Annotated in this window: 13 protein-coding genes and 3 tRNA genes; 2 read left to right on the forward strand and 14 right to left on the reverse strand. The window is 72.4% G+C overall.

Annotation, left to right across the window (positions count from 1 at the left end):
• Nucleotides 1-175: 175 nt before the first annotated feature.
• The 10 genes from GA0074692_RS12385 to GA0074692_RS12430 all read right to left on the reverse strand — a co-directional run bounded on the left by GA0074692_RS12385 (nt 176) and on the right by GA0074692_RS12430 (nt 10,302).
• Complete coding sequence (locus tag GA0074692_RS12385) at nt 176-1,396, reverse strand: vWA domain-containing protein (protein ID WP_091643677.1); 1,221 nt, start codon at nt 1,394-1,396, stop codon at nt 176-178.
• Nucleotides 1,393-2,577 (reverse strand): AAA family ATPase, encoded by a 1,185-nt coding sequence (locus GA0074692_RS12390; protein WP_091643681.1) that lies wholly within the window; start codon nt 2,575-2,577, stop codon nt 1,393-1,395. The genes GA0074692_RS12385 and GA0074692_RS12390 overlap by 4 nt, the downstream gene beginning before the upstream one ends.
• Nucleotides 2,562-4,349 carry an ankyrin repeat domain-containing protein gene (locus tag GA0074692_RS12395; protein ID WP_091643684.1) on the reverse strand — a complete coding sequence of 596 codons (1,788 nt, stop codon included), beginning with the start codon at nt 4,347-4,349 and terminating at the stop codon, nt 2,562-2,564. The genes GA0074692_RS12390 and GA0074692_RS12395 overlap by 16 nt, the downstream gene beginning before the upstream one ends.
• Nucleotides 4,346-5,482, reverse strand: a complete 1,137-nt coding sequence (locus GA0074692_RS12400; protein WP_091643689.1) for a leucine-rich repeat domain-containing protein — start codon at nt 5,480-5,482, stop codon at nt 4,346-4,348. The genes GA0074692_RS12395 and GA0074692_RS12400 overlap by 4 nt, the downstream gene beginning before the upstream one ends.
• Nucleotides 5,479-6,909 carry an SDR family NAD(P)-dependent oxidoreductase gene (locus tag GA0074692_RS12405; RefSeq protein ID WP_091643692.1) on the reverse strand — a complete coding sequence of 477 codons (1,431 nt, stop codon included), beginning with the start codon at nt 6,907-6,909 and terminating at the stop codon, nt 5,479-5,481. Before GA0074692_RS12405 ends, GA0074692_RS12400 begins: the two co-directional genes overlap by 4 nt.
• 140 nt (nt 6,910-7,049) lie before the next feature.
• A complete protein-coding gene (locus GA0074692_RS12410) occupies nt 7,050-8,636 on the reverse strand; it encodes an ankyrin repeat domain-containing protein (protein WP_091643695.1) in 1,587 nt (528 codons plus the stop codon).
• 24 nt (nt 8,637-8,660) lie between these two features.
• A tRNA-Ser gene (locus tag GA0074692_RS12415) sits at nt 8,661-8,735 on the reverse strand.
• A gap of 20 nt (nt 8,736-8,755) precedes the next feature.
• Nucleotides 8,756-8,830 (reverse strand) — tRNA-Trp (locus GA0074692_RS12420).
• Nucleotides 8,831-8,858: 28 nt separating this feature from the next.
• Nucleotides 8,859-8,934: transfer RNA gene (locus GA0074692_RS12425), tRNA-Asp, on the reverse strand.
• A gap of 135 nt (nt 8,935-9,069) precedes the next feature.
• Complete coding sequence (locus tag GA0074692_RS12430) at nt 9,070-10,302, reverse strand: trypsin-like serine peptidase (RefSeq protein ID WP_091643698.1); 1,233 nt, start codon at nt 10,300-10,302, stop codon at nt 9,070-9,072.
• A 166-nt stretch (nt 10,303-10,468) separates the two neighbouring features.
• Between GA0074692_RS12430 and GA0074692_RS12435 the strand changes: the two genes are divergently transcribed.
• Nucleotides 10,469-10,837, forward strand: a complete 369-nt coding sequence (locus tag GA0074692_RS12435; protein ID WP_141725252.1) for a hypothetical protein — start codon at nt 10,469-10,471, stop codon at nt 10,835-10,837.
• A 139-nt stretch (nt 10,838-10,976) separates the two neighbouring features.
• Here the strand turns inward: GA0074692_RS12435 and GA0074692_RS12440 are convergent, their stop codons facing one another.
• Together GA0074692_RS12440 and GA0074692_RS12445 are read right to left on the reverse strand one after the other, a co-directional pair.
• The gene (locus tag GA0074692_RS12440; protein ID WP_091643706.1) at nt 10,977-12,956 is read right to left on the reverse strand and encodes an NHL repeat-containing protein; all 1,980 of its coding nucleotides are present in this window, start codon (nt 12,954-12,956) and stop codon (nt 10,977-10,979) included.
• 273 nt (nt 12,957-13,229) lie between these two features.
• A complete protein-coding gene (locus tag GA0074692_RS12445) occupies nt 13,230-13,463 on the reverse strand; it encodes a hypothetical protein (RefSeq protein ID WP_091643711.1) in 234 nt (77 codons plus the stop codon).
• 192 nt (nt 13,464-13,655) lie between these two features.
• Here GA0074692_RS12445 and GA0074692_RS12450 point away from each other — a divergent pair, with 192 nt between their 5' ends.
• Entirely contained in the window at nt 13,656-15,329 is a 1,674-nt protein-coding gene (locus GA0074692_RS12450; RefSeq protein WP_176738429.1) for a phosphodiester glycosidase family protein, read from the forward strand.
• A 68-nt stretch (nt 15,330-15,397) separates the two neighbouring features.
• On the opposite strand, the gene GA0074692_RS12455 is transcribed toward GA0074692_RS12450, so the two are convergent.
• Nucleotides 15,398-16,936 (reverse strand): TROVE domain-containing protein, encoded by a 1,539-nt coding sequence (locus GA0074692_RS12455; protein WP_091643719.1) that lies wholly within the window; start codon nt 16,934-16,936, stop codon nt 15,398-15,400.
• A 687-nt stretch (nt 16,937-17,623) separates the two neighbouring features.
• Nucleotides 17,624-20,155 (reverse strand): beta-L-arabinofuranosidase domain-containing protein, encoded by a 2,532-nt coding sequence (locus GA0074692_RS12460; protein WP_245730282.1) that lies wholly within the window; start codon nt 20,153-20,155, stop codon nt 17,624-17,626.
• Between the last annotated feature and the right edge of the window lie 86 nt (nt 20,156-20,241).

Here is a 20,241-nt window from a genome sequence, read left to right on the forward strand (position 1 = left end):
CATCGCCGCTGTGCATATCCACTGACAGCTCCAGTTTCACTGTGTGAAACAGTGTTTCACGGATGTGACAAGGATGATGCAGGGTGCCGCAGAAGGCCGTCAAGACCTGGCGAACTTCAGTTCATGCGGGGGTCAGCGACGACGGGGCCGGCCGCGATCACGCGACCGGGTCGGATCAGTCGTCGATCGTGACGCTGGTGATCCAGGACGGCGGCTGTGGCGCATCCGTCCCGATCAGCCCCGCGATGACCCGGGTGGATTCCAGCGGCGCGGCCGGCCACGGGGTCAGCCCGTCGGTCAGCACCACCACGATGTGCGGTCGGTCGCGCAGCGCGGCCTCGATCCCGACCCGCATGTCGGTGCCGCCGCCCCCGGCCAGCCGCACCTCGCCGACGGTGTGCACTCGCCGTACGACGTGCACGGCGGCGTCACAGGAGAGCACGGTGACCCGGTTGCCGCCGACGCCGACCGCCCGGAGCACCCCCGATACCTCGGCAAGCGCGGCGGCGAGCTGCGCGTCGCCCATCGACCCCGACGTGTCCACCACGATGGCCACCCGGGGCACCGGTTGGCGCAGGCTGGGCAGCACCACCCGCCGCATGGCCGCAGCGCGCCGGGAGGGCCGCTGGTAGGTGTAGTCGACCGCGCCGATCGCCCAGGCCGCCGCCTCGCGTACCGCGCCGGTCAACGCCCGACGCCAGTCCACCCGGGGTTCGAGCACCTGGGCGGCCCAGCGTTCCCAGCCGGCCGCGACGGTGCCCCGGGCCCGGACGTGGGCGCGGACCGCGTGCGCGGTCTCCCGGCGGATCGCGCCCGCCTCCACCGCGCTGACGCCGCCCGAGCCGCCCTGCTCCCACGGCCGGTCGACGCCGTGCGCGCCGGACCCGCAGTCGTGCCCCCCGGCCGCGCAGTCGTGTTCCCCGGGCCCGCAGCCGTGCGCCCCGCCGCACACCCGCGCGGGCAGCAGCGGCAGGTACGCCTCGAACAGCAGACCGGCCGGCAGCCCGAAGGTCTTCGGCTCGATCCGGTCCGCTGGCAGCGGCAGCCGGTCGGCCAGCAGGTCGTCGTTGATCTCGCAGTCCTGCGCGACGTTGACCCGGTGGTGGTCGCGCCGCTGCCCGACGGGGAGCCGGTCGGCGCGACCGTGGTGGTCGCGGAGCAGGTGGGCCACCTCGTGGATCCACACCGCCGCGAGTTGGGCCACCGGCAGCCGGTCGACGAACCCCGGCGAGACGTAGCAGCGCCAGTGCCGGTCGACGCCCATGGTGGGCACGTGCGGGGACTCGACCACCGTGACGCTGTACAGCGCGGTGGCGAGGTAGGGCCGGTCCTGCGCCGCTCGGAACCGGGCCGCGAGCAGCTTGGTACGGTCCAGCCGGCCGCCGCCGGGGCTCATCCGGGCAGACGTCCGGAGAGCCGCAGCACGTCGGCGAAGGCGTGGATGGTCGGTGGCACCGGCCAGGAGGTGTCCCGCAGCGCCGCGAGGTCCATCGCGGCACGGGCCGCGACGTCCGGCACACCCGCCTCGACCGCCTTGCCCAGCACCACCCAGCCGGCCTCCCAGCGGGACCGGTCGACCTTCGCCTGCACCGCCGAGATCACCGCGGTGAGGAACGCCAACTGCCGGTCGCCCCGGTCAGGCAGCCGGAACGCCTCCGGGTCGGCGAGCACCCGCTCCGGATCGGGCAGGTCAAGGTTCTCCAGGTAGGTGACGAACTCCAGGCCCGCGCCGTCGCCCACCGCGCCGATCACGGCCAGCGCCAGCGCCTGCGCGTCGGTCCCGGCCGCGTGGTGGACGGTGAGCAGCCGCAGCACCATCTCCCATGTGCGCGGCGACGGCCAAGCGCCGCCGCGGGCCTCGGCGTCGGCGGGCAGGTGGTGGGTCAGCCCCGGCCGGGCGGTGAGGAAACCGGCGATCGCCCCGCGTGCCCGGGCCAGCGCCGTCGCGGTACGGCCGGGCCGGATCCCCGGCACGGTCACCGCCGGCCAGGTGCCGGCCAGGCCCCGCGCGACGGTGCGGGGGTCGTGTGTCCAGTGCAGGTGCACGAACCGGTTCGCCAGCGGCGGGGCCAGGTGCCAGCCGTCCGCCGCGCTGGTCGGCGGGTTCGCGGCCGCGACGATCCGCACCGATGGCGGCAGCGCGAGGCTGCCGACCCGCCGCTCCAGCACCACCCGCAGCAGCGCCGCCTGCACCGCCGGCGGCGCGGAGGAGAGCTCGTCGAAGAAGAGCAACCCCGAGCCGGTACGCGCCAGCCGGACCGCCCAGTCCGGCGGGGCCATCGGGACCCCGTCGGTGGCCGGGGAGTCCCCGACGATCGGCAGCCCCGCGAAGTCCGACGGCTCGTGCACACTGGCGATGACCGTCTCCAGCGGCAGGCCCAGCCCCTCGGCGAGCTGCTGGAGGGTGGCGGACTTGCCGATGCCCGGCTCGCCCCACAGCAGCACCGGCAGGTTCGCCGTCACCGCCAGGGCCAGCGCCTCGACCTTCGGGTCAGCGGCCGGCTCGGTCCGCCACTCGCGGGTCGCGGCGACGAGGTCGTCGGCGGCCGTGAGCGCTCCCGTCACCGCCGCACCCATTCGGTCAGCACGTCCCGGATCCGGAGCACCGGTTGCCCGTCCTCACTGTCGTCGTCGTACATGCCCGCCTTGCCATCGGCCAGGTCGAAGGGGGTGAGGTCGTCCCCGTCGGGGGCGTGCGGGTCGGCGCCGGCGGCCAACAGCGCGTGGACCAGTTCCGGGCTACCGCCGTCGCCGACGGCCACGTGCAGCGCGGTACGCCCCCGGCGATTCCCCGCCATGATCGGCACCCCGGCGTCGGCCAGCCGCCGGACCAGCGAGACGTCCCCCACCGCGCGCAGATGGTGCAGCAGTGTCCCACCCCGGCCGTCGCCCATCCTCGGGTCGAGCCCCGCGTCGAGCAGCGCGGTCATCGCCGTCGCTCCGCCGTGCTGGATCCGCAGCAGCACGTCGCGCCGCAGCGCGCGCAGGATCCGGGGTAGCCGGCCGTCGCCGCCCTGCCACGCCTGCACGGCGGCGAAGCAGCCCGCCGACCGTCCGCCCAGGGCACGCAGCAGCTCCTCCCCCGCGACCTCCTCGGAGGTGTGCGAGACCGGGTCGAGCCGGCCGTCGCCGTGTACGAGGGTGTGCCAGTCTCCGCCGCACCGCACACGTGCCTCCACCCGCAGGCCGCCCGCCTCCGGCGGGGCCGTGGCGGGCCGGCTCGCCGCTGCCCGGGATGCCCCCGGCTGGACCGCCTCCGGTCCGGCCGCCCGTGGCCGTACCGTCCCGGTCGCCAGTTGACCGTCCCCCGGCGGAACCTTGTCGTCCATCGTGGGCGCCGACACCGGGAACAGGGCCCGACGCACCAGGGGATGCAGCTCGGCGGGACCGAGCAGGCCGAGCCGCAGCAGGTCCAGGTCGACCGGTCGCTCATGGACCACGCCGGCGAAGCGAGAGCGGCGGTAACGTTCCTGGTCGTACCCGACGAACGCGGCGGCCACCGGGCCGCGCCGCTGCCGGCGTACCTCGGCCACCAGCCGTCCCCCGGACCAGATCATGACCTGGTCGACGCCGTAGCGGGTGTGAAGACGGGTCAGCTCGGCGCCCAGCCCGAGGGGCACCAGGCAGCCGCGCGCGACCTTCTTGACCTCAAGGTCGAGGTAGTAGCTCTCCGGGACCTCCGGATCGAGGTCGACGCCGGCCACCGCCCACGCCGCGATCGTCTCGCCGCCGGCAATCAGCCGGTCGAAGACCTCGGCCCGGCTCGCCGGATCGCCCGGGTCGACCACCGTCGCGTACGACTCGAACGGCCGCCGGGTGCCGTCGGGCGCGAAGCCGGGCAGCCGGACTGGGGAACCGTCGTACGCGCCGGCGAGGCCGTCGACATGCGCGGCGCTCCAGTACACCGGCGGCAGGTCCTGGGGTTGGTGGTTCTCGCCCAGTGCGGGGCGGACGGTCAGTCGCAGCCGCTGCGACCCGTCGACGGTCTTCGGCGTGTCCACCACCAGCGCGACGTCGTTCTTGCCGAACCGCTTGTCCCAGGTGGACAACACGAACCGCTGGTGGGTGGCCACGCCGGTACGGCCACCGAGCACGCGCGGCAGGTGCCAGCGGAGCAGGTCCGGGGCGAGCACCCCGAGATCCGCCTCGATGCGGCCGGCCCGGGCCCGGCCGTGCTCTCGGGCCACCTCGGTCAGGTCGAACGCCACGTCGATCCGAGCGGCGGCGCAGGCGGCCCGCCAGTCGCCGGCCTCCCGGGCCGCGGTGGACGCCTCGACCATCGCGGCCGGCACGGCGTACCGGCGGACGCGCTGCCAGGTGCGGATCTCGTCGATCACGGGCGAATTCACCGGTAGACGCTCGCAATCGCCCGGATGTCCTCGTGGGGCGGGGTGACCGGCCGCTCAGCGAGCAGCGCCGAGGCGCGACGACGCTGCCGGCGCGGCACGCCCCCGTTGATGCCCAGGTACTCCAGCGTCGGATGGCCCTCGACAGCCTCGACGAGCCGCCGCGCACCCCGGCCGCCGACCTCCGTACGCCGCAGGTCCAGCCGGCGCAGCCGGGCGGCGGGCAGCACGTCGGCGAGCACCGCCGCACCCTCGTCGCCGACCACGTTGCCGCGTGCCCCGAGAGCCCGCTCGGACGGCGGACGGGCCAGGTCCAGTGCCCGCCAGGCACCCAGGTGAGGGGCCAACGCCGTCACCCCGACCGGGGTGATCCCGTTACCGCCCAGCCCGATCGTCACCGCCACCCCGTCGAGCAGTTCGGCGAGGGCGGCGGCGCCGGCGTCCCCGAGGTGGTTCGCCGCCAGGTAGACCTCCCGGACCCCGGCGTCCCGGACCAGCCTGCCGAGCACCGGCACGGCGTCCGGGCCGAAGCCGTTGCCGCCGAGGAAGAGCCGCTGCACCGGCTGCTCGCGCACGGTCAGCGCCTCGGCGAGCGCGGCTAGCCCGCGCACGCTCATCCCGACGTTGACCAGGTCGAGCGTACGGATGGCGGAGTTCACCGCGAGCGCGGCGGCGAGCCGCCGGACCCCCTCGTCGCCGACCGGGTTGCGCTTGAGCCACAGCGCCCGCACCGTGTCGTCACCGGCCAGCCGGGCGGCGAGCGCGTCGACCCCGGCCGGGTCGATCCGGTTGCAGCCCAGGTAGAGCGTCTGGAGGTGGTGCCCCGGGCGCAGCGCCTCGGCGACCGCCCGGGCACCGTCGGCACCGAGGCCGTTGGTGCCCAGCAGCAGGTGCCGCACCAGCGGCGAGTCGACCGCGGCGGCCACGATCCGGGCGGTCTGCACCGGACCGACGCCCTGCTTGCACAGGTCGAGCCGGCCGTCCGGCTGCACCGTCCCGCGCGGGAACTCCTCGGGCGCGACGACGACGTCCGGCACCGCGAGGCGGACCAGCAACGGGTCGAAGTCGCCCGGCTGGGCCAGACCGGCGTCGGGATCGGTGATGGCCGGGCAGCGCACCGGCGTCGGGTCGGTCACCAGGGCACGCTCCGGTAGTCCTTGAGGAACTGGCCGCTCACCGGGGCGCCGCGCACGCCCCGCACGATCGGGTCGTAGACGCGGGCGGCCCCGTCCACCACGTCGAGCGGGGGCCGGAAGCCGAGGTCCCGCTGGGCGGTCTTGCCCGGGTGCGGACGCTCGTCGGTGACCCAGCCGGTGTCCACACTGTTCATGTGGATGCCGCTGGTCAGGTAGTCGACGGCGACCGTGCGGACCAGCATGTTCAGCGCGGCCTTAGCCATGTTGGTGTGCGGGTGGCGGGTCGTCTTGCCGGAGCGGGAGTAGCTGCCCTCCATCGCGGAGACCTGCACGACGTGCCGCTGCGGGTGGACACTGGCCGCCATCAGCGGGCGTAGCCGGGAGGTGAGCAGGAACGGCGCGAAGGCGTTGACCACGTGCACCTGCAACCACTCGTGCGGGCTCACGTCGGCGTCGCTGAGCACCCACGAGTTGACCTCGCGCAGGTCGAGCGGCTGGCCCGTCTCGTCGACCTGCCCGGCGGGGAAGAACGTGTCCAGCCCGACGGGCAGGCTCCCCGCCGTCGGGGTGGCCGGGGCGGCGCCGATCGCGATCCGCGCGGCCGGCCCGGCCAGTGCCACGGACTCGGCCGCCCGGACCTCCCGGTGGTACGCCGCCGGCCGGTAGAGCGTCTGGGCGGCGTTGTTGACCAGGATGTCCAGCCCGGCGAAGCGCCGACCGACCAGAGCCACGAAGTCGAGCGTGCCGGCCAGGTCGAGCAGGTCCAGCCCGTGCACGTAAAGCCGGTCGGCCCAGTCGTCCGCGTCGGGCAGGGCGGCGAAGCGGCGGGCGGCGTCGCGGGGGAATCGGGTCGTCACGATGACCTCGGCGCCGTCGCGGAGCAGCTTGAGCGCGGTGTGGAAGCCGATCTTCACCCGGCCGCCGGTCACCACGGCGGTGCGTCCGGTCAGGTCGCAGCGGGCGTGCCGCCGCTCGCGGTTCTCCGCCGCGCACGACGGGCACATCATGTGGTAGTCCACGTCGACCTGCCGGTAGGGCAGCTTGCACACATAGCAGCGCCGCTCTCGGCGCAGCGCCCTGGGCCCGGCCAGCCCGGCGGCGTCCGGATCCGCGCCCTCTCGGCCTGGGCCCTCCTGGTCTACGCCGTCCCGGTCCGCACCGGCCCGGTCGGCTATGGCGGGCTGGTCGGTGACGGGCGGGACGGGATCGGGGATCTCGGTGTGGAAACGGGTGGCGCCAGCCAGCAAGGCGCGGTCGGCCGACCGGGTAGCGGCGTCCCGGCGGGCCTTGGCGCGCTTCTTCACTCCCCGGTGGGCGACGACGACCGCCCGCTCCAGTTCCTGCCGGGTCCCCTCGTCCAGGTCGGCATCATCGAGGCGGGCCAGGACGGCCAGGCAGGCCGCCAGCTCGGCACGCTCGACGGACATGCTGCTCCTTCGGGAAGGGTGGGGGCGAGACCGACCGGATTCGAACCGGCGTCCTCCAGCTTGCCGTCAAGGCGCGTCGACCTCTGCGCTACGGCCTCGCCGCGCGGCAGCATACCGAAGGCCACCGACAGCCAGCCCCACTACCGTCGCGTCAGCTTCCGCGCGGTGGCGAGCAGACCGGCGGCGGTATGACCCTGCACGTCCACCACGTCCGGATCGGCGCCGGCCGCGAGCAGGGCCGACATCACCTCGGTGGCCAGCGCGACCGCAGCGGCGTGCAGCGGGGTGCGTCCGTCCCTGTCGCGTCCGTTGACGTCGAGACCGGCGGCGGTGAGTGCTGGCAGCATCCGCACGTGGTCCAGGTGGGACAGCCAGTGCATCAGGGTGCTGCCCGTGCTGTCGCGCAATCCGGGGTCCAAGCCGTCGGCGAGCAGGGCGAGCAGACCGTCGGTGTCGCCGTGCAACGCGCGGGCGAAGATGTCCTGCCGAACCTTGCGGAGCTCCTTCGGCAGGGGTTTCGCACCGGTGCGCCAGGCCCGCACCGCCGCCGCGCAGCCGACGAGCGGTCCGCCCAGCCCGGCGAGCACGAACTCGCGACGCAGTTCCTCGTCGCTGTGCTGTGGAGTGGCGAGGCGACCGTCGATGATCCGGACGAGGTGCCAGTCCGGCCCGCACCGGACCCGGATCGGCGGGTGTGGTGCGGCTTCAGGCGCCTGCCACCTCTGGGCCCGCCCCGGGAACAGCGCCTCGTGCACCAGCGGGTGCAGGTCGTCCGGAGTCAGGGCGCCCCAGCCCAGCAGTGCCACGTCGGCCGGTGCCGGGACCCCGAAGGCGCACGGCCCGGCGGCCGGCTCGTTCCACGCCGCCGCGCGGACGGTCAGTCGGTCTCCGGCGGCGAACTCGACGGCGAGCCTGCGATCCGCGCTGAACTGCGTCATCACCGCGTATCGGTGGGCGAGCCGTCGGGTCTCGTCGACAAGCACGGGTAACGCCGGCGCATGGGCGACGAGCCGGGCCTCGAACCAGGGCCCGCGCTGCCAGACCTCGTCCGGGTCGACGGCGACCCCGGCCGCGTCGTACGCCGCCACCGGTTGTCGGGCCGCCAGCAGCGCGGCCACGCGCTCCACCTCGGCGGCGCGGTCACCGGCATGATCCGATGTGGCCGTGTCGCCCTGCGGGTACGAGCAGCCGGCGAGCGAGTGCCAGGGGAGCCGGACGGCCGAGGCGCCGTACGCCCAACGGCGGGCGGCGACCTCGTCCGCGTCCCAGCACCAGCCGGGCAGGTCGTACCACCAGCTCGGCAGGCGCCCGCTGTCGGTGACCCGCAGCCCGACCCGTTGGGGCGCGCGCTCGGTGAGCGGAAGCGTCGCCACCAGCAGCGGGACACCCGGACCGAGCCTCCCCGTGTCCGTCGGGAACGGGCCACGCAGCCGGGAGAGCACGACGGTGGCCCTCGGCACCAGGGTCAGGGAGTCGGTGCGGGGCAGGAAGCGACGCAGCAGGTCCGGCGCGAGGCCGCGCAGTTCGCCCTCGATCCGGGCAGCCTCGTCGGTGCCGTACCGGGAGGTCACGTCCCGCAGGTCGACGTGTGCGTCGACCAGCGCCGCGGCGCACGCGCCGCGCCAGTCACCAGCCCGGCGACGGGCGGTGACGGCGGCAACCATGGCCGGCGGCGAGGCGTACCTGAGCAACCGCAACTGTCGGTCCCGCTCGCGTCGGCGCTCCATCTCGGCGTCCCCGTTCCCGTCGGGAGCGGCCCGGCCGGAATCGAACCGGCGTCCTCCCGATTAGCAGTCGGGCGCGACGACCTCTGCGCTACGAGCCGCTCGCCGGAAAAGTTTAGGCGGCGGGCCGGCCGGAATCGAACCGGCGTCCTCCTGGTTTTGGAGACCAGGCGCGACGACCTCTGCGCTACGGCCCACACGGATCGGGCGGAGGGGCGCCCGGGCGGCGGATGGACCGGAATCGAACCGGCGTCCTCCGGCCTTGATGGGCCAGCGCGACGACCTCTGCGCTACCACCCGCCGGGAGCGAGTGTAGGGCACCTGCCGAGGTGGGTTCGCTGTACGACGGGAACGCGTTTCAGGCCGACCACATGGGCCAGACGGTCGACGGGCCGCCGGGACGTGCGTCCCGGCGGCCCGTCGTGGTCAGTCGTGGTCAGCCGTTGTTGTCGATCAGGCTGGCGATCTCGTTGTAGATCAGGTGCGCCTTCGCCCCCTGGTTCGACGGGCAACCGCCGAGGTGGTGCAGGGCGATCACCCGGTGACTGCTGTCCAGCACCGGCGAGCCCGAGTTGCCGCCGGAGGTGTCACAGCTGTAGCTGATGTTCCAGGTGTTGTAGTTGGCGTTCTTGACGGTGCACGTCACGCCGTTCTGGGTGTCCTCGTAGATCGACAGTCGCTTCGGGCTGCCGTCGCCATGCCCCGGGATGTACATCCGGGTGCCGGTCGTGGTGGCGGTCGTCCTCAGGTACAGCGTGCCGAAGCCCTGGATGCTGGTGAAGTTGTTCACCGAGTACAGGGCGTAGTCCAGTTCGCCGGAGCCGCCGCTACTCACCTTGTAGAGGGTCGCTCCGCTCACCTTGGTGCCGGCGCCGGGGTTCGCGCCGCCGCAGGTGGCGCACTGGTAGTTGAACTGCATCTCACTGCCGCTGACGGCGGACTGCGTCGAGAAGCAGTGCTTGTTGGTCAGCATGCGGTTGGTGTTGCCGACCCGCCAGGTGGTGCACATCCCGCCGCCGCTGATCAGCAGCCGCGCCACCGCCCTGCCGCGGGCGTACTCGTTGGGGTGGCTGGCCTGGTAGCAGACCACGTCGCGGCGCGCGTCGGTGCTGCAGACGGACTGCGTGGAGAAGTTGTGCTGCTTGATCTCGGTGGGGTCGTAGCCGCGCCAGAACCGGTCGATGGTCGCGGCGGTGCCACGGGTGGACCGGCTGCTGTGCAGCGTCACCACCGCGGTGTCACCCTCCACCGACATCGCCCAGAAGCCCGGCTGCCCGTCGGTGGTGTAGTCCGAGCCGGTCGCCCGGTTCAGGTCGCGGTCGTACCGGTAGCTCTCCCGGCCGTCGGGGCTCGACACGGTCACGTAGTCGCCGTGGGCCAGTCGCAGTGAGCTGAAGTGCACCTTGACGTACGACGCGCCGGGATGCCGAATGACCTGTGTCCGGCCGTCCCGGGCATAGGACAGCGAGCCGTCGACGGTGCGGAGTTCGCCGACCGTGGTGACGCCCTCGGCCGAGAACTGATCCGATTCGGGCGCTCGCGCGGAGTGTGGTGCCAGAGGTTGGACCGAGTACGCCTCGGCGGCCGGTACCGACAGCACACTCAGCCCGAGTGTGCAGGCGCCGAGCGCGACCGCCGCCGTTCGCAGGCGGCGCAGAGTGTGTTTCATCGTCGCTCCTCCCAGGACCAGCATCCAGACATGCTTTCGGTCTTCATACACGTCGAGGAGAAATATGTAAATACATCGATGCATTGGGTCCTGGTTCGCCGTGACATCCAGCAGGCTGTCGCGAATTCCGCTGTCGGGTGACGCCGCAACCGCCTAACGTCGCCGCATGGCCAGGAGTCGCGAGCGGAGGATCCACGTCGACGGCGTCGACTATCGATGGATGGTCCGGCACGTCGACCCCGGTCACGTCGTCGTCAGGGTCTGGCACACCACGACCGGACGGGGCACCCCGTTGGAGGTCCGGGTGGCCTACGACGACCCGTGGCTCAACTACGGACCGATCATCACCACGCCCTCGGAGCAGGCGGCCGAGGTGTTCGCCCTGACCCCGGTCACGCCGCAGCTGGTCGCGGACCTGATCCGGGCGGCACTGACCGCAGGCTGGCAGGCCGAAGACGACGGCGGGCCGCGGCGCTTCACGCTCACCCGGGACCGCGAGCGGCTCGAGCCCGTCTCCGGGCGACCACCCCACTGACCGACCGGCCCGGGTCGCGATCACCTGGCAGGCGGGCCACCGTCCGCAGGCTGTCCGTGACCGTGCCGGTCCGCCCGGCGGTCGACGCCGCTGGGCCCGGGCGGGCGGCGGAGGTCGCCGCCCGCCCGGGCCACCGGGCTCACCGCACGAGCCGGTACAGCTCCCCGCCCCGGGCGTAGTACATGACGCCGGACGCGTCCATCGTCCAGACGTCACTGATGCCGCTGGCCAGCTTCTGCACCGAGAGCGTCTCGGGATCGACGCAGGCGACGGTGGTCCGGAAGTTGCCACACACCGCGCCGTCCGGCGCGACCGCCAGGTGGTCACTGCGCCAGACGTGGGAGACGTTCCTCCAGTCGAACGGCTCCACCTCGACGGTCCGGACCACGCTCCGGCTCACCGGGTCGAACTCGAAGAGCGTACCGACCGTGGCCCCCCAGATCCGGCCGTCCGGCGCCACGATCAGTTGGGTGATCGCCTTGGCACCCGGAATGGCGGTGCCCTCCCAGACCTTCGTCGCGGTCGCCGGGTCCCAGAGGAAGAGCTTCGCCTCCGTCTGGGTCGGCGCGATGCCGAGCCCGCCCCAGATGCCGGTGCCGCCGAGCACGAGGTTCCCGACGGTCGTCAGGGCGGTGACGCTCTGCTCCGGTACGACGTTCCGGTGCACCTCCTTCGCCCCGGTGGCCGGGTCCACGAGCGCCAGCGCTCCACCGAGCTGGCCGTACTCGGGGATGGTGCCGAAGGCGACCCGGTTGCCGACGCCGGTGATGGCGAACGGCCGGTCCTGGTGGTCGGCACCGAGTGAGGCGAACTGCCGGGGGTTGGTGCCACGCACGATCGGCCTGGCCGGGTCGATCTCGAGCAGGTTCGCGCCCGGGTACACGCCGGCGTAGATCCTGTTCTGGTAGGAGTACAGCCCCTCGGCCTGGCCCAGCGCCCCGGCGTTCTCGTTGAACGTGCCGGTCGCCGGGTCGTAGGAGGTGATGCCGCCGCTCGGGTAGGCGCTGGACCAGATCTTGCCGTCCGGGCCGGCCGCCACCGTCTGTAGTTGGGCGGGGTGTCCCTTGACCCCGGCGGAGACGACCTTCTTGGCGCCACTCTGCGGGTTGTAGTAGGACAGGTTGCCGCCCAGGCTGATCGTGACGAGCGTCCTGCCCGGCCACTCCGGGTCGTCCAGGTGCGTCCAGCCGAATCCACGGGAGGTGCCGAATCCGGTGAAGCTGGTCGGGGTCAGCGTCCGGGTGTGCAGGTTGTAGGCCATCAGCCGGCCCGTCGACGTCGAGCTGAAGTAGACGTTCTTCTTCGCGTCCGGCGGGGAGAAGTCCAGGCCCGAGGCGGTACCCAGTTCGGCGATCCACTGGCCGGCCTTCAGGTCGTGCACCAGCACCCGGTTGCTGTTGGCGAGCCGGGCGAAGAGCGTGTGCTGGTGGACGTCGAGGTCGTAGACGAACTGCTCCGTGCGGTACTGCTCGGGCAGCGGGATCTCCCGCCGCTCACCGGACTCGACGTCGACCTCCACGAGCCGGGCCACCGTGCCCAGACCGACGTAGATCTTGCCGTTGGCGACGGCGACGCTACGGGCGTACTGCTCGCCCGGCCAGATCTGCCCGTAGTCCCGGACGGCGCCGGTGCCATGGTGGAACGAGTAGACCTTGCCGGTGGGGAAGGTGCCGACGAAGACCCGCTCCCCGTCGTTCGCCAGGCGCCACGCGGTGGTCTCACCCGGTACCGGCGAGCCCAGGTCCTCCACGTGGTCGGCGCCGGGTCGGTAGCGGAACAACTTGCTGTCGGCGCCAATGTAGGCGGTGCCGTCCGGGGTGACGGTGCCACCCCACGAACCGCCGGCGCCAGGTAGGGGCAGGGTCCGGACCACGGTCGCGGTGCGGGTGTCGATGACGTTGAGTGCGCCGGTGGTTCCGCGCGCCACCGCGTACGCGTAGTCGCCGGCGGACGTGGAGCCGAAGGTCGCGCCGTAGATCGCCAGGTTGTGATGTGGCACGCCGACCAGGGTCTCGGTCGGCGTGGCGGCCACCGCCGGGAGACCCGACACGGCGGTGCCGGCGACGAGGGTCGCCAGGACGGCGACCGACGCCAGGCGGCGGCGCTGCTGGATAGGCATAGGCATCCCTTCCGTGATTACGGCCATCACCGTAAAGCTCGGAACATTGAAGGTCAACCACTAACAGCAGCATGAAGGGCTACTGGGCAGCCGTCGACTTCGAGGTGCAGCCCAACCAGCCAGTTACGGTCTGACCGATATCCACACACTCGCGCCACAAACTGCGGCCTCGGTAGGGACGGTCACTGGTGTCAGCCCGCCCCGGCCACCGGGGCCGAAAACGCGCGGCGCCGCGACCGTCCATCCGGTCGCGGCACCGCGTCGAGAGAGAACTCAGGCTGCCTGCGCCCCGAGCTGCCCGTCCTCCAGGACGTAGGACGCGCCCCGGCGCACCGGCGAGCCGGCGTCGACGATGTCGTCGACGAACCAGAGGTCGGCGGTCCACAGCTCCGGCGTCACGGTGCAGGACAGGTAGCCGCGCTGACGCCCGTTGCAGTACCGGACCTGCGGGTTCTCCGGCAGCGCCGCCTCGAAGAGGTCGTTGTTGCCCTTCTCGCTGGTGGGCACCGAGCCGTTTAACACCCGATCACAGCCGGTCGATTCGACGTTTTCACTGGTAGCAGGCATGTCTGCCGGCAAACGGCCGGTCCGGCCACACCACTGTCGGCCACAGTGGACACCGGGCGTGCCGCTGGCCGAGAATGCTCGGGCTTGTGGAGGTGTATGCCCGAGATGTTGCATCAAGTCGAGAGGATCACCATGCGTCGCAGCACCGTACGACTTGGTTTGGCGGGTGGGGTGACGGCGGCCTGTCTCGCCGTATCGTCGCTGGCCGCGGCCGCACCGAACGGCCCCGACGGCCGGCCGCTCGCGGACGCGCCCGGCGGGTCGTCGCTGGCGCAGGTGCCCGGTGGGCTGCCGCTCGGGCCGGCGGCTCTGGCCGAGACCCGCACCACCCGCCAGCTCGCCGCCGGCGTCACCCACGTCGCGATCGAGCGCGGGGCGCCCTCCGCCGACGACTTCTGGACCGTCACCGTCGGTACCGCGACGACCGAGGCCGAGGCGGTCGCGCTGGAGCAGCGGGCCCGAGCCGCCGGCTACGAACCGAGGCGCGACCCGGCCGCCGGGCCGTCGCCGGTCGGTCCGGGCGACCGTCCGCTCGGTTGGATGGTCCGGGTGGGGCGCGCTGCGGACCAGCCGGCAGCGCAGGCGATCGCGGCCGACCTCCAGGCGAAGGGGGTGGGCGGCAGCGTCCAGTTCACCGGCGAGGACGGCCACCCGACGACCGGACCGTGGTCGGTCGACGTGCTGGTCGTCGACCCGCGCCAGTTCCGGGGGCGACTCGGCTCGGAGCTGGCCACGCAGATCGTCCCGGGTCGGGAGACGACCAGTTCGATCGCGCAGCGTACGGGGGCACTCGCCGCCGTCAACGGCGGCTTCTTCGTCATCTCCCCGACCGGCACGGGTCAGCCTGGCCCCGGGCTGGCCGGCACCGACGGCGACCTCGCGGGGATCTCGGTCGTCGACGGCGACCTGGTGTCGGAAGCCGTCAACGACCGGCCGGCGCTGGTCGTCCCGACCGACTCCGGCACGGGTGCCACGGTACGTAGGCTGGCGACCCGCCTGTCGGTGCGGGCTGGGCGTGTCCAGCACGAGGTGACCGGCCTCAACCGCAGGCCGGGGCTCATCGTGAACTGCGGCGGAGTCGGCGCGGCGTACCCGTTCACGCGTCCGGCCCACGACTACACCTGCGGCAACGACAACGAGCTGGTCGCGATCACGCCCGTCTTCGGCCCGGCCGCCCCGGAGGGCGAGGGCTACCAGGTGACGCTGGACGCCGACGGCACCGTGGTCGCCGTACGGGAGCGTCTCGGTGGACCGGTGCCGGCCGACGGCAGCCTGCTCCAGGGCACCGGCACGGGCGGGCAGTGGCTGCGCGAGCACGCCCGGCCGGGCCAGCGGCTCGCCGTACACGACACCGTCCTCGACGCCGAGCGCGGTACGCCGGTACCGCTCACCGCGGGCACCTCGGTCGTCAACGGCGGTCCGCTGCTGCTGCGCGACGGTCAGGTCGCGCTCGACCCGGTCCGGGACGGTTTCAGCCCCGAGGACATCGGGGCGGCCGACCGTGGGTCGTTCTACAACGGCTGGTACCTGCGGCGTAACCCGCGTACCGCCGCCGGGGTCACCGCGGATGGTCGGATCATCCTGCTCACCGTCGACGGCCGCCGTCCGGGACACAGCGTGGGTCTCAGCCTCCCCGAGGTGGCACAGGTGATGCGGAGCCTCGGTGCCGTGGACGCGCTCAACCTCGACGGCGGCGGCTCCACCGCCATGGTGGTCGACGGCGTGCTACAGGGCGTGCCCAGCGACAGCACCGGCGAACGGCCGGACGGGGACGCGATCGTCGTCCTGCCGCAGCGGCGTTCCTGACGTCGCTCCCCCGTCTTCGTACGAGAAAGGTGCGGCGTCGGCCTCGGCAGGCCGACGCCGCACGGCGCTCAGAACGGCCACTGGTCGCGGGACCCGGCCTCGATGAGCGGGATCATCGCGAACGCGGCGTCGGAGAGACCACCGAACGTGTGCCGGTTCCCGACGGTCGGCGCGTGCCCGATCCGGTATCCCGCCAGGTTCCAGGTGTACACCGGAACCTGCGCGGGCACTGCGGCCGCCACGTCCGCCGACCCGTGCCAGTGCGCCTGCTCGTCGGTGAGGATGACCACCCGGTCGTGCCCGTCGTAGTGGTTCCGGACCGCCTTCTCGGTCTCGGTCCCACCGCCGTAGAAGTAGCCACCGTCCTTGAACCGGCGCACGCCCGCCAGCACCGACTCCCCCGCCACCGCCGGGAACACCCGGGTGGCGTTGGAGAACGACACCACCGTCGCGTGCTGCGCGCGGGCGGCCAGCGCGAGGCCGAACACGGTGGCCGCGTCCCAGCAGCGCAACGTCCCGTCCTTGCTGAACGCGCTGTTCATCGACCCGGACGTGTCGATCAGGACCAGCGTCCGACCGTCCAGCGCCGGCACGTTGGCCAGCGCGTGCTGCAACGCCTTCTCCAGCGGGTACCCCCACCGCAGGCTCGGCGCCGCGTTGTACGCCGACAGGAAACGCATCGGCAGTACGCGCGACCGCGCGACCTCGCCCGGGTCGGACAGCTTCGCCGCCACCTGCTCGGCGACGGCGTCGCTGACCCCGGCCTGGTCGAAGTTGCGCAGGTTACGCAGCAACGCCAGGTAGCCCATGGTCGGGATGATCGCCTCCCACGCCGCCGCGTCCATGATGGTCTGCCGCCAGCCGGCGAGGGCCTCCCACGTCATGCCGGCCGCGCCGAGCACCGCCGGGTCGGTGACCTCCCGACGCCGCTCGACCGGCAACGCCATCAGCTCGGCCCGCGCCGCCAACATCCGCAGCGACTCCGGTAGCGGGTTGTCGCGCTGGTGGCGCCGGTCCAAGGCGTGCCGGAACAGCTCGCCCTGCCGCTCGTCTTTCGCCTTCGGGTGGGTCAGGTCGACGACGTCACCGAACCGCACCGCACTGCGCTCGGAGTCGTACTTGAGCAGGCTGCGCTCGTGGTACAGCCGCACCACGGCGTCCGCGATGCCCCGCTTGACCGGCTTCGGCAGCGCCCGGCTGTGCCGTCCCAGCCAGTACGCCAGCGCTTCGCCCGGCTCGTCGGCACGCTGCAACGCGGCGTCCACGGTCGACCGGGAACCCGGCACGCCCGCCGCGACCTGCGCACGGGCACCTTCCAGGGCCGCCACGACCGACGCCGAACGCAGCAGCGCGCCGGTCCGCAGCCACGGCACGAACCGGCCGAACCACTCGGGGTCGGCGACCGCGACAGTGGCGATCAGCTCACGGAAACGGGCGTCCCGCGCCGCGGCGCCCTCGTAGAAGGTGTCCTCGCCGACCATGTTCGACACGGCCAGCAGGAACAGCTCGGCACGCGGCTCACGGGCGAAGCCCGGTGCGCCCTCGGCGGTCACGATCGTGTCGGCCTCGGGCCGATTCCGCCGAAGCGTGAAGTTGAACTTGGCCATCACGTCCCCCCATGTCAGTCGAAGACGGGAGAACGCCACCACACCGCATACCCGAGATCAGAAGTCGACGACGGACTAGTCCGCTGCTCTGTCCGCTTGAGCTATCAGCCCGAAGGCTTCGGGGGACTCGAACCCCCAACCTGCGGATCCGGGAAGTAACCGTTGCCTGCGCACCGGGTATGCGGTGTGGTCGCGCCTCCCGAGTTCAGAATCCGGTGACGGACGGACTCTTCACCGGGGTCGTGGACCCCTCCAAGATGTAACCGTCACCTTCGCACCGGGAAGTGCGGGTCCGACGTTAGTGGCGGCCACAGTGGCCGGGCAACGGAGTTTGTCGTCCTGTGATCATGGACGAGAACAACAGTCACGCCGCATGCCCGAGATCAGAAGTCGACGACGGAGAGTCTATTGCTCTGCCACTGAGCTACCAGCCAGCACAGGCTGGAGGGGATTCGAACCCCCGACCCATAGATTACGAAGTATCCGTCGTCTGCGCACCGGGCATGCGGCGTGAGAACTTCCCGAGGTCACCAACGGCGACGGTATTTCGTAAGAGGAAGGAACCGTCACCTTCGCACCGGGAAGCGCGGCAACAGCCTACGCACGACGATCTTGAGTGGCAACACGATTCCGGATCGGGCGACGGGGCCAGCCCGCTCAGGTCGAGGAGGGCCGGCCCAGCCTCCGTCACTCGTACCGGTGGAAGGTCCCGGCGTGCAGGGCGGCGACGTCCCCGGCACTGAGCGCGACCCCGTAGAGCCGGAAGTCGCCGACCGCGCCGTGCAGCCACGGGTGCTTGACGTTCTGCGAGCGACCCAGGAAGTTCTGCTGCGTGGCGCCGAGCAGCAGCGGGGACATCACCATCTGCTCATTGATCCCCACCTGCTCGCCGTCGAGGTACAGCCGGGCCACGCCCGGCGCCACCGTGACGGCCACGTGGGTCCACACCCCGGTCGGCAGTGGCCGGTCCGCGTCGACGAAGTCCTCGGTCTCCATACCGCCCAGCTTCATGGCGAACCGTGCCGTCCCACGACCGGTGCGCGACGTCAGGAACATGTACGTCTGGGCGTTCGACCCGAGGTCGAAGACGCGGGCGGAGTTGGCGACGGACTCCAGGCGGGTCCACACGGACACGGTCAGTTCGGTCAGGTTGGTGGGCAGTCCTGCGGGAAGGACGACGTGCCCGCCCTGCCCGTCGAGCGCCACCGCGCCACCGCCGTCCCGACCGACGAACGAGGCCCCGCCCGCGAGCGCCGCGTCGGCCCAACGTCCGGTGGAGTCGACCAGCCCCGCGCTGTCGTCGAACGCGTAGCGGGCCACCAGCTTGGGCGCCGGCCGTCCGGGACGCACGGCCCAGTAGACGTTGTAGTGCTCGTGGTGCACGTCCAGGAACGGGCTCAGCCGCACCCGCCGCCCGTCGGCGAGGACCGTGAAGTCCGCCGTGCCGGCCACGCGCGTCAGCGAGGACGGTTCGATCGTCGGAAGGGTGGCGGGCGGGGTGTCGCCGTACCGCCCGGCGAGCACCAGCGGACCGTACGTCAGGGCGTGCACCGCCGGATTGTCGGGAGCCGGCCGCCACACCGTGGCCATCGGCAGCGACAGCTCCACGATGTCGCCGGCCGCCCAGGTGCGGCGGACCGCCACGTACGCGCCCGGTCGACAGACCACCCCGACGGAGCGGCCGTTCACCCGGAGCTTGGCGGGCTGCCCGGTGCGCTCGACCCATCCCGGGACGCGGACCCGGATCTCGGCGTCGCCGCCCCGGTCCACGGTGAGCCGCACCGTGGGGTCGTACGGGTAATCGGTCTGCATCCGCAGTCGCAGCCCCTGCTCGCGCCAGTCCAGTTCGGACGGCACGAACAGGTTCACCCAGAGCACGTCGCCACGGGTGAAGTAGACGCTGTCGGCGAACTTGACCTGCGTCTCCAGCGCGGTGCCGTGGTCGCAGGAGAAGTTGTCGTAGTCGCTGCTGTAGGTCCCCGGGTCGGAGACCAATCCGCCCTTGCCCTGGCGGCTGGCGGAGTTGGACAGGCCGGTGTAGTACGTGACGAACCCGTGCGCGGAGTCCGGGTCCTGCTCGCCGAGCATCTGGTTGAGCAGCGTCCACTCGTAGTAGTCCATGTACGCCGCGCGATCCGGGTCGTTGCGGAAGAGCTGCCGGGTGAGCTTGAGCATGTTGTAGCTGTTGCAGTTCTCGCAGGTGTTCTCGCCCAGTTGGCTCACGATCTGGCCGGGCGGGCCGAAGAACTCGGCGTTGCTGTTCCCGCCGATGACGTACGTGTGGTGCTGCACGACCTGGTCCCAGAAGTAGGTCGCGATGGTGCGGTAGCGCTCCTCGCCGGTCGCCTCCCACTGCGCCGCGGCACCCACCACCTTGGCGATGTCCGTGTTCGCGTGCCGCCCGGCGAGGGTGTTCCGGCGCTCGGCGAGCGGCCCGAAGATCTCGTCGTGGTCGAACCGGGCGGCGAGTTCCAGGTGCCGCTCGTCCCGGGTGACGAACCACAGGTTCGCCAGCACCTCGTTCATGCCGCCGAACTCCGTGTGCAGGACCTTCTGCAGGGCTTCCCGGGACAGCCGTGACGTCCGGGTGTCCACCCAGTCCACCATGCCGAGCAGGACCGTGAGGGCCTGCGCGTTGCCGAGCAGGACGTGCTGGTCCAGCAGCCCGGCCATGATCTTGTGGATCGTGTAGTACGGCGCCCACACGTTCTTGCCGGCCTCGATGTCGTCGAACGCCGTCTCAGGGAAGGCGGACAGGTAGCCGGGGGTGGAGCCGGTCTTGGCCGCCGCGACCTGGCACTCCGCGAGGGCGGCCACCAGTCGCGCGCCCTTCGCCGCCAGCTCTGCGTCGCCGGTGTTGGCGGCGGCCAGGGCGAGGCCGCTGAGCAGATGGCCGGTGGTGTGCCCGCGCAGTTGTACGTTCGGCGCCTCCCAGCCGCCGCACGGCTGTGCGGTGCTGGGCAGGCCGACGGTGAGTCGGAACGTGTGCAGCAGCCGGTCCAGGTCGACGACCCGCAGGTACGCGGTGGTCCGCCGCATGTTGGCCAGGAACCTGCTCTCCAGGAGCTGGACCCGGTCGAGGGGCAGGGACGCCAGCGGCGGCGCCCCGGCACCGGCTGTTCCGGCTGTTGTGGTGGCGTACGCCGGCAGCCCGCCGAGCCCCACCGCCAGGCCGGCGCCGAGGAGACCACCGAGGAGTCCCCGCCTACCCAGTCTCACGTGGTCGTTCATTGTCGTGTCCCGCTTTCCGTCGCGTACGCCGGATGCCGCAGGACGATGGCCCGAGCAGCCCCGACGTCAGGGGG

Origin of the sequence: Micromonospora pallida (assembly GCF_900090325.1) — a bacterium.
Classification (GTDB): Bacteria; Actinomycetota; Actinomycetes; order Mycobacteriales; family Micromonosporaceae; genus Micromonospora; species Micromonospora pallida.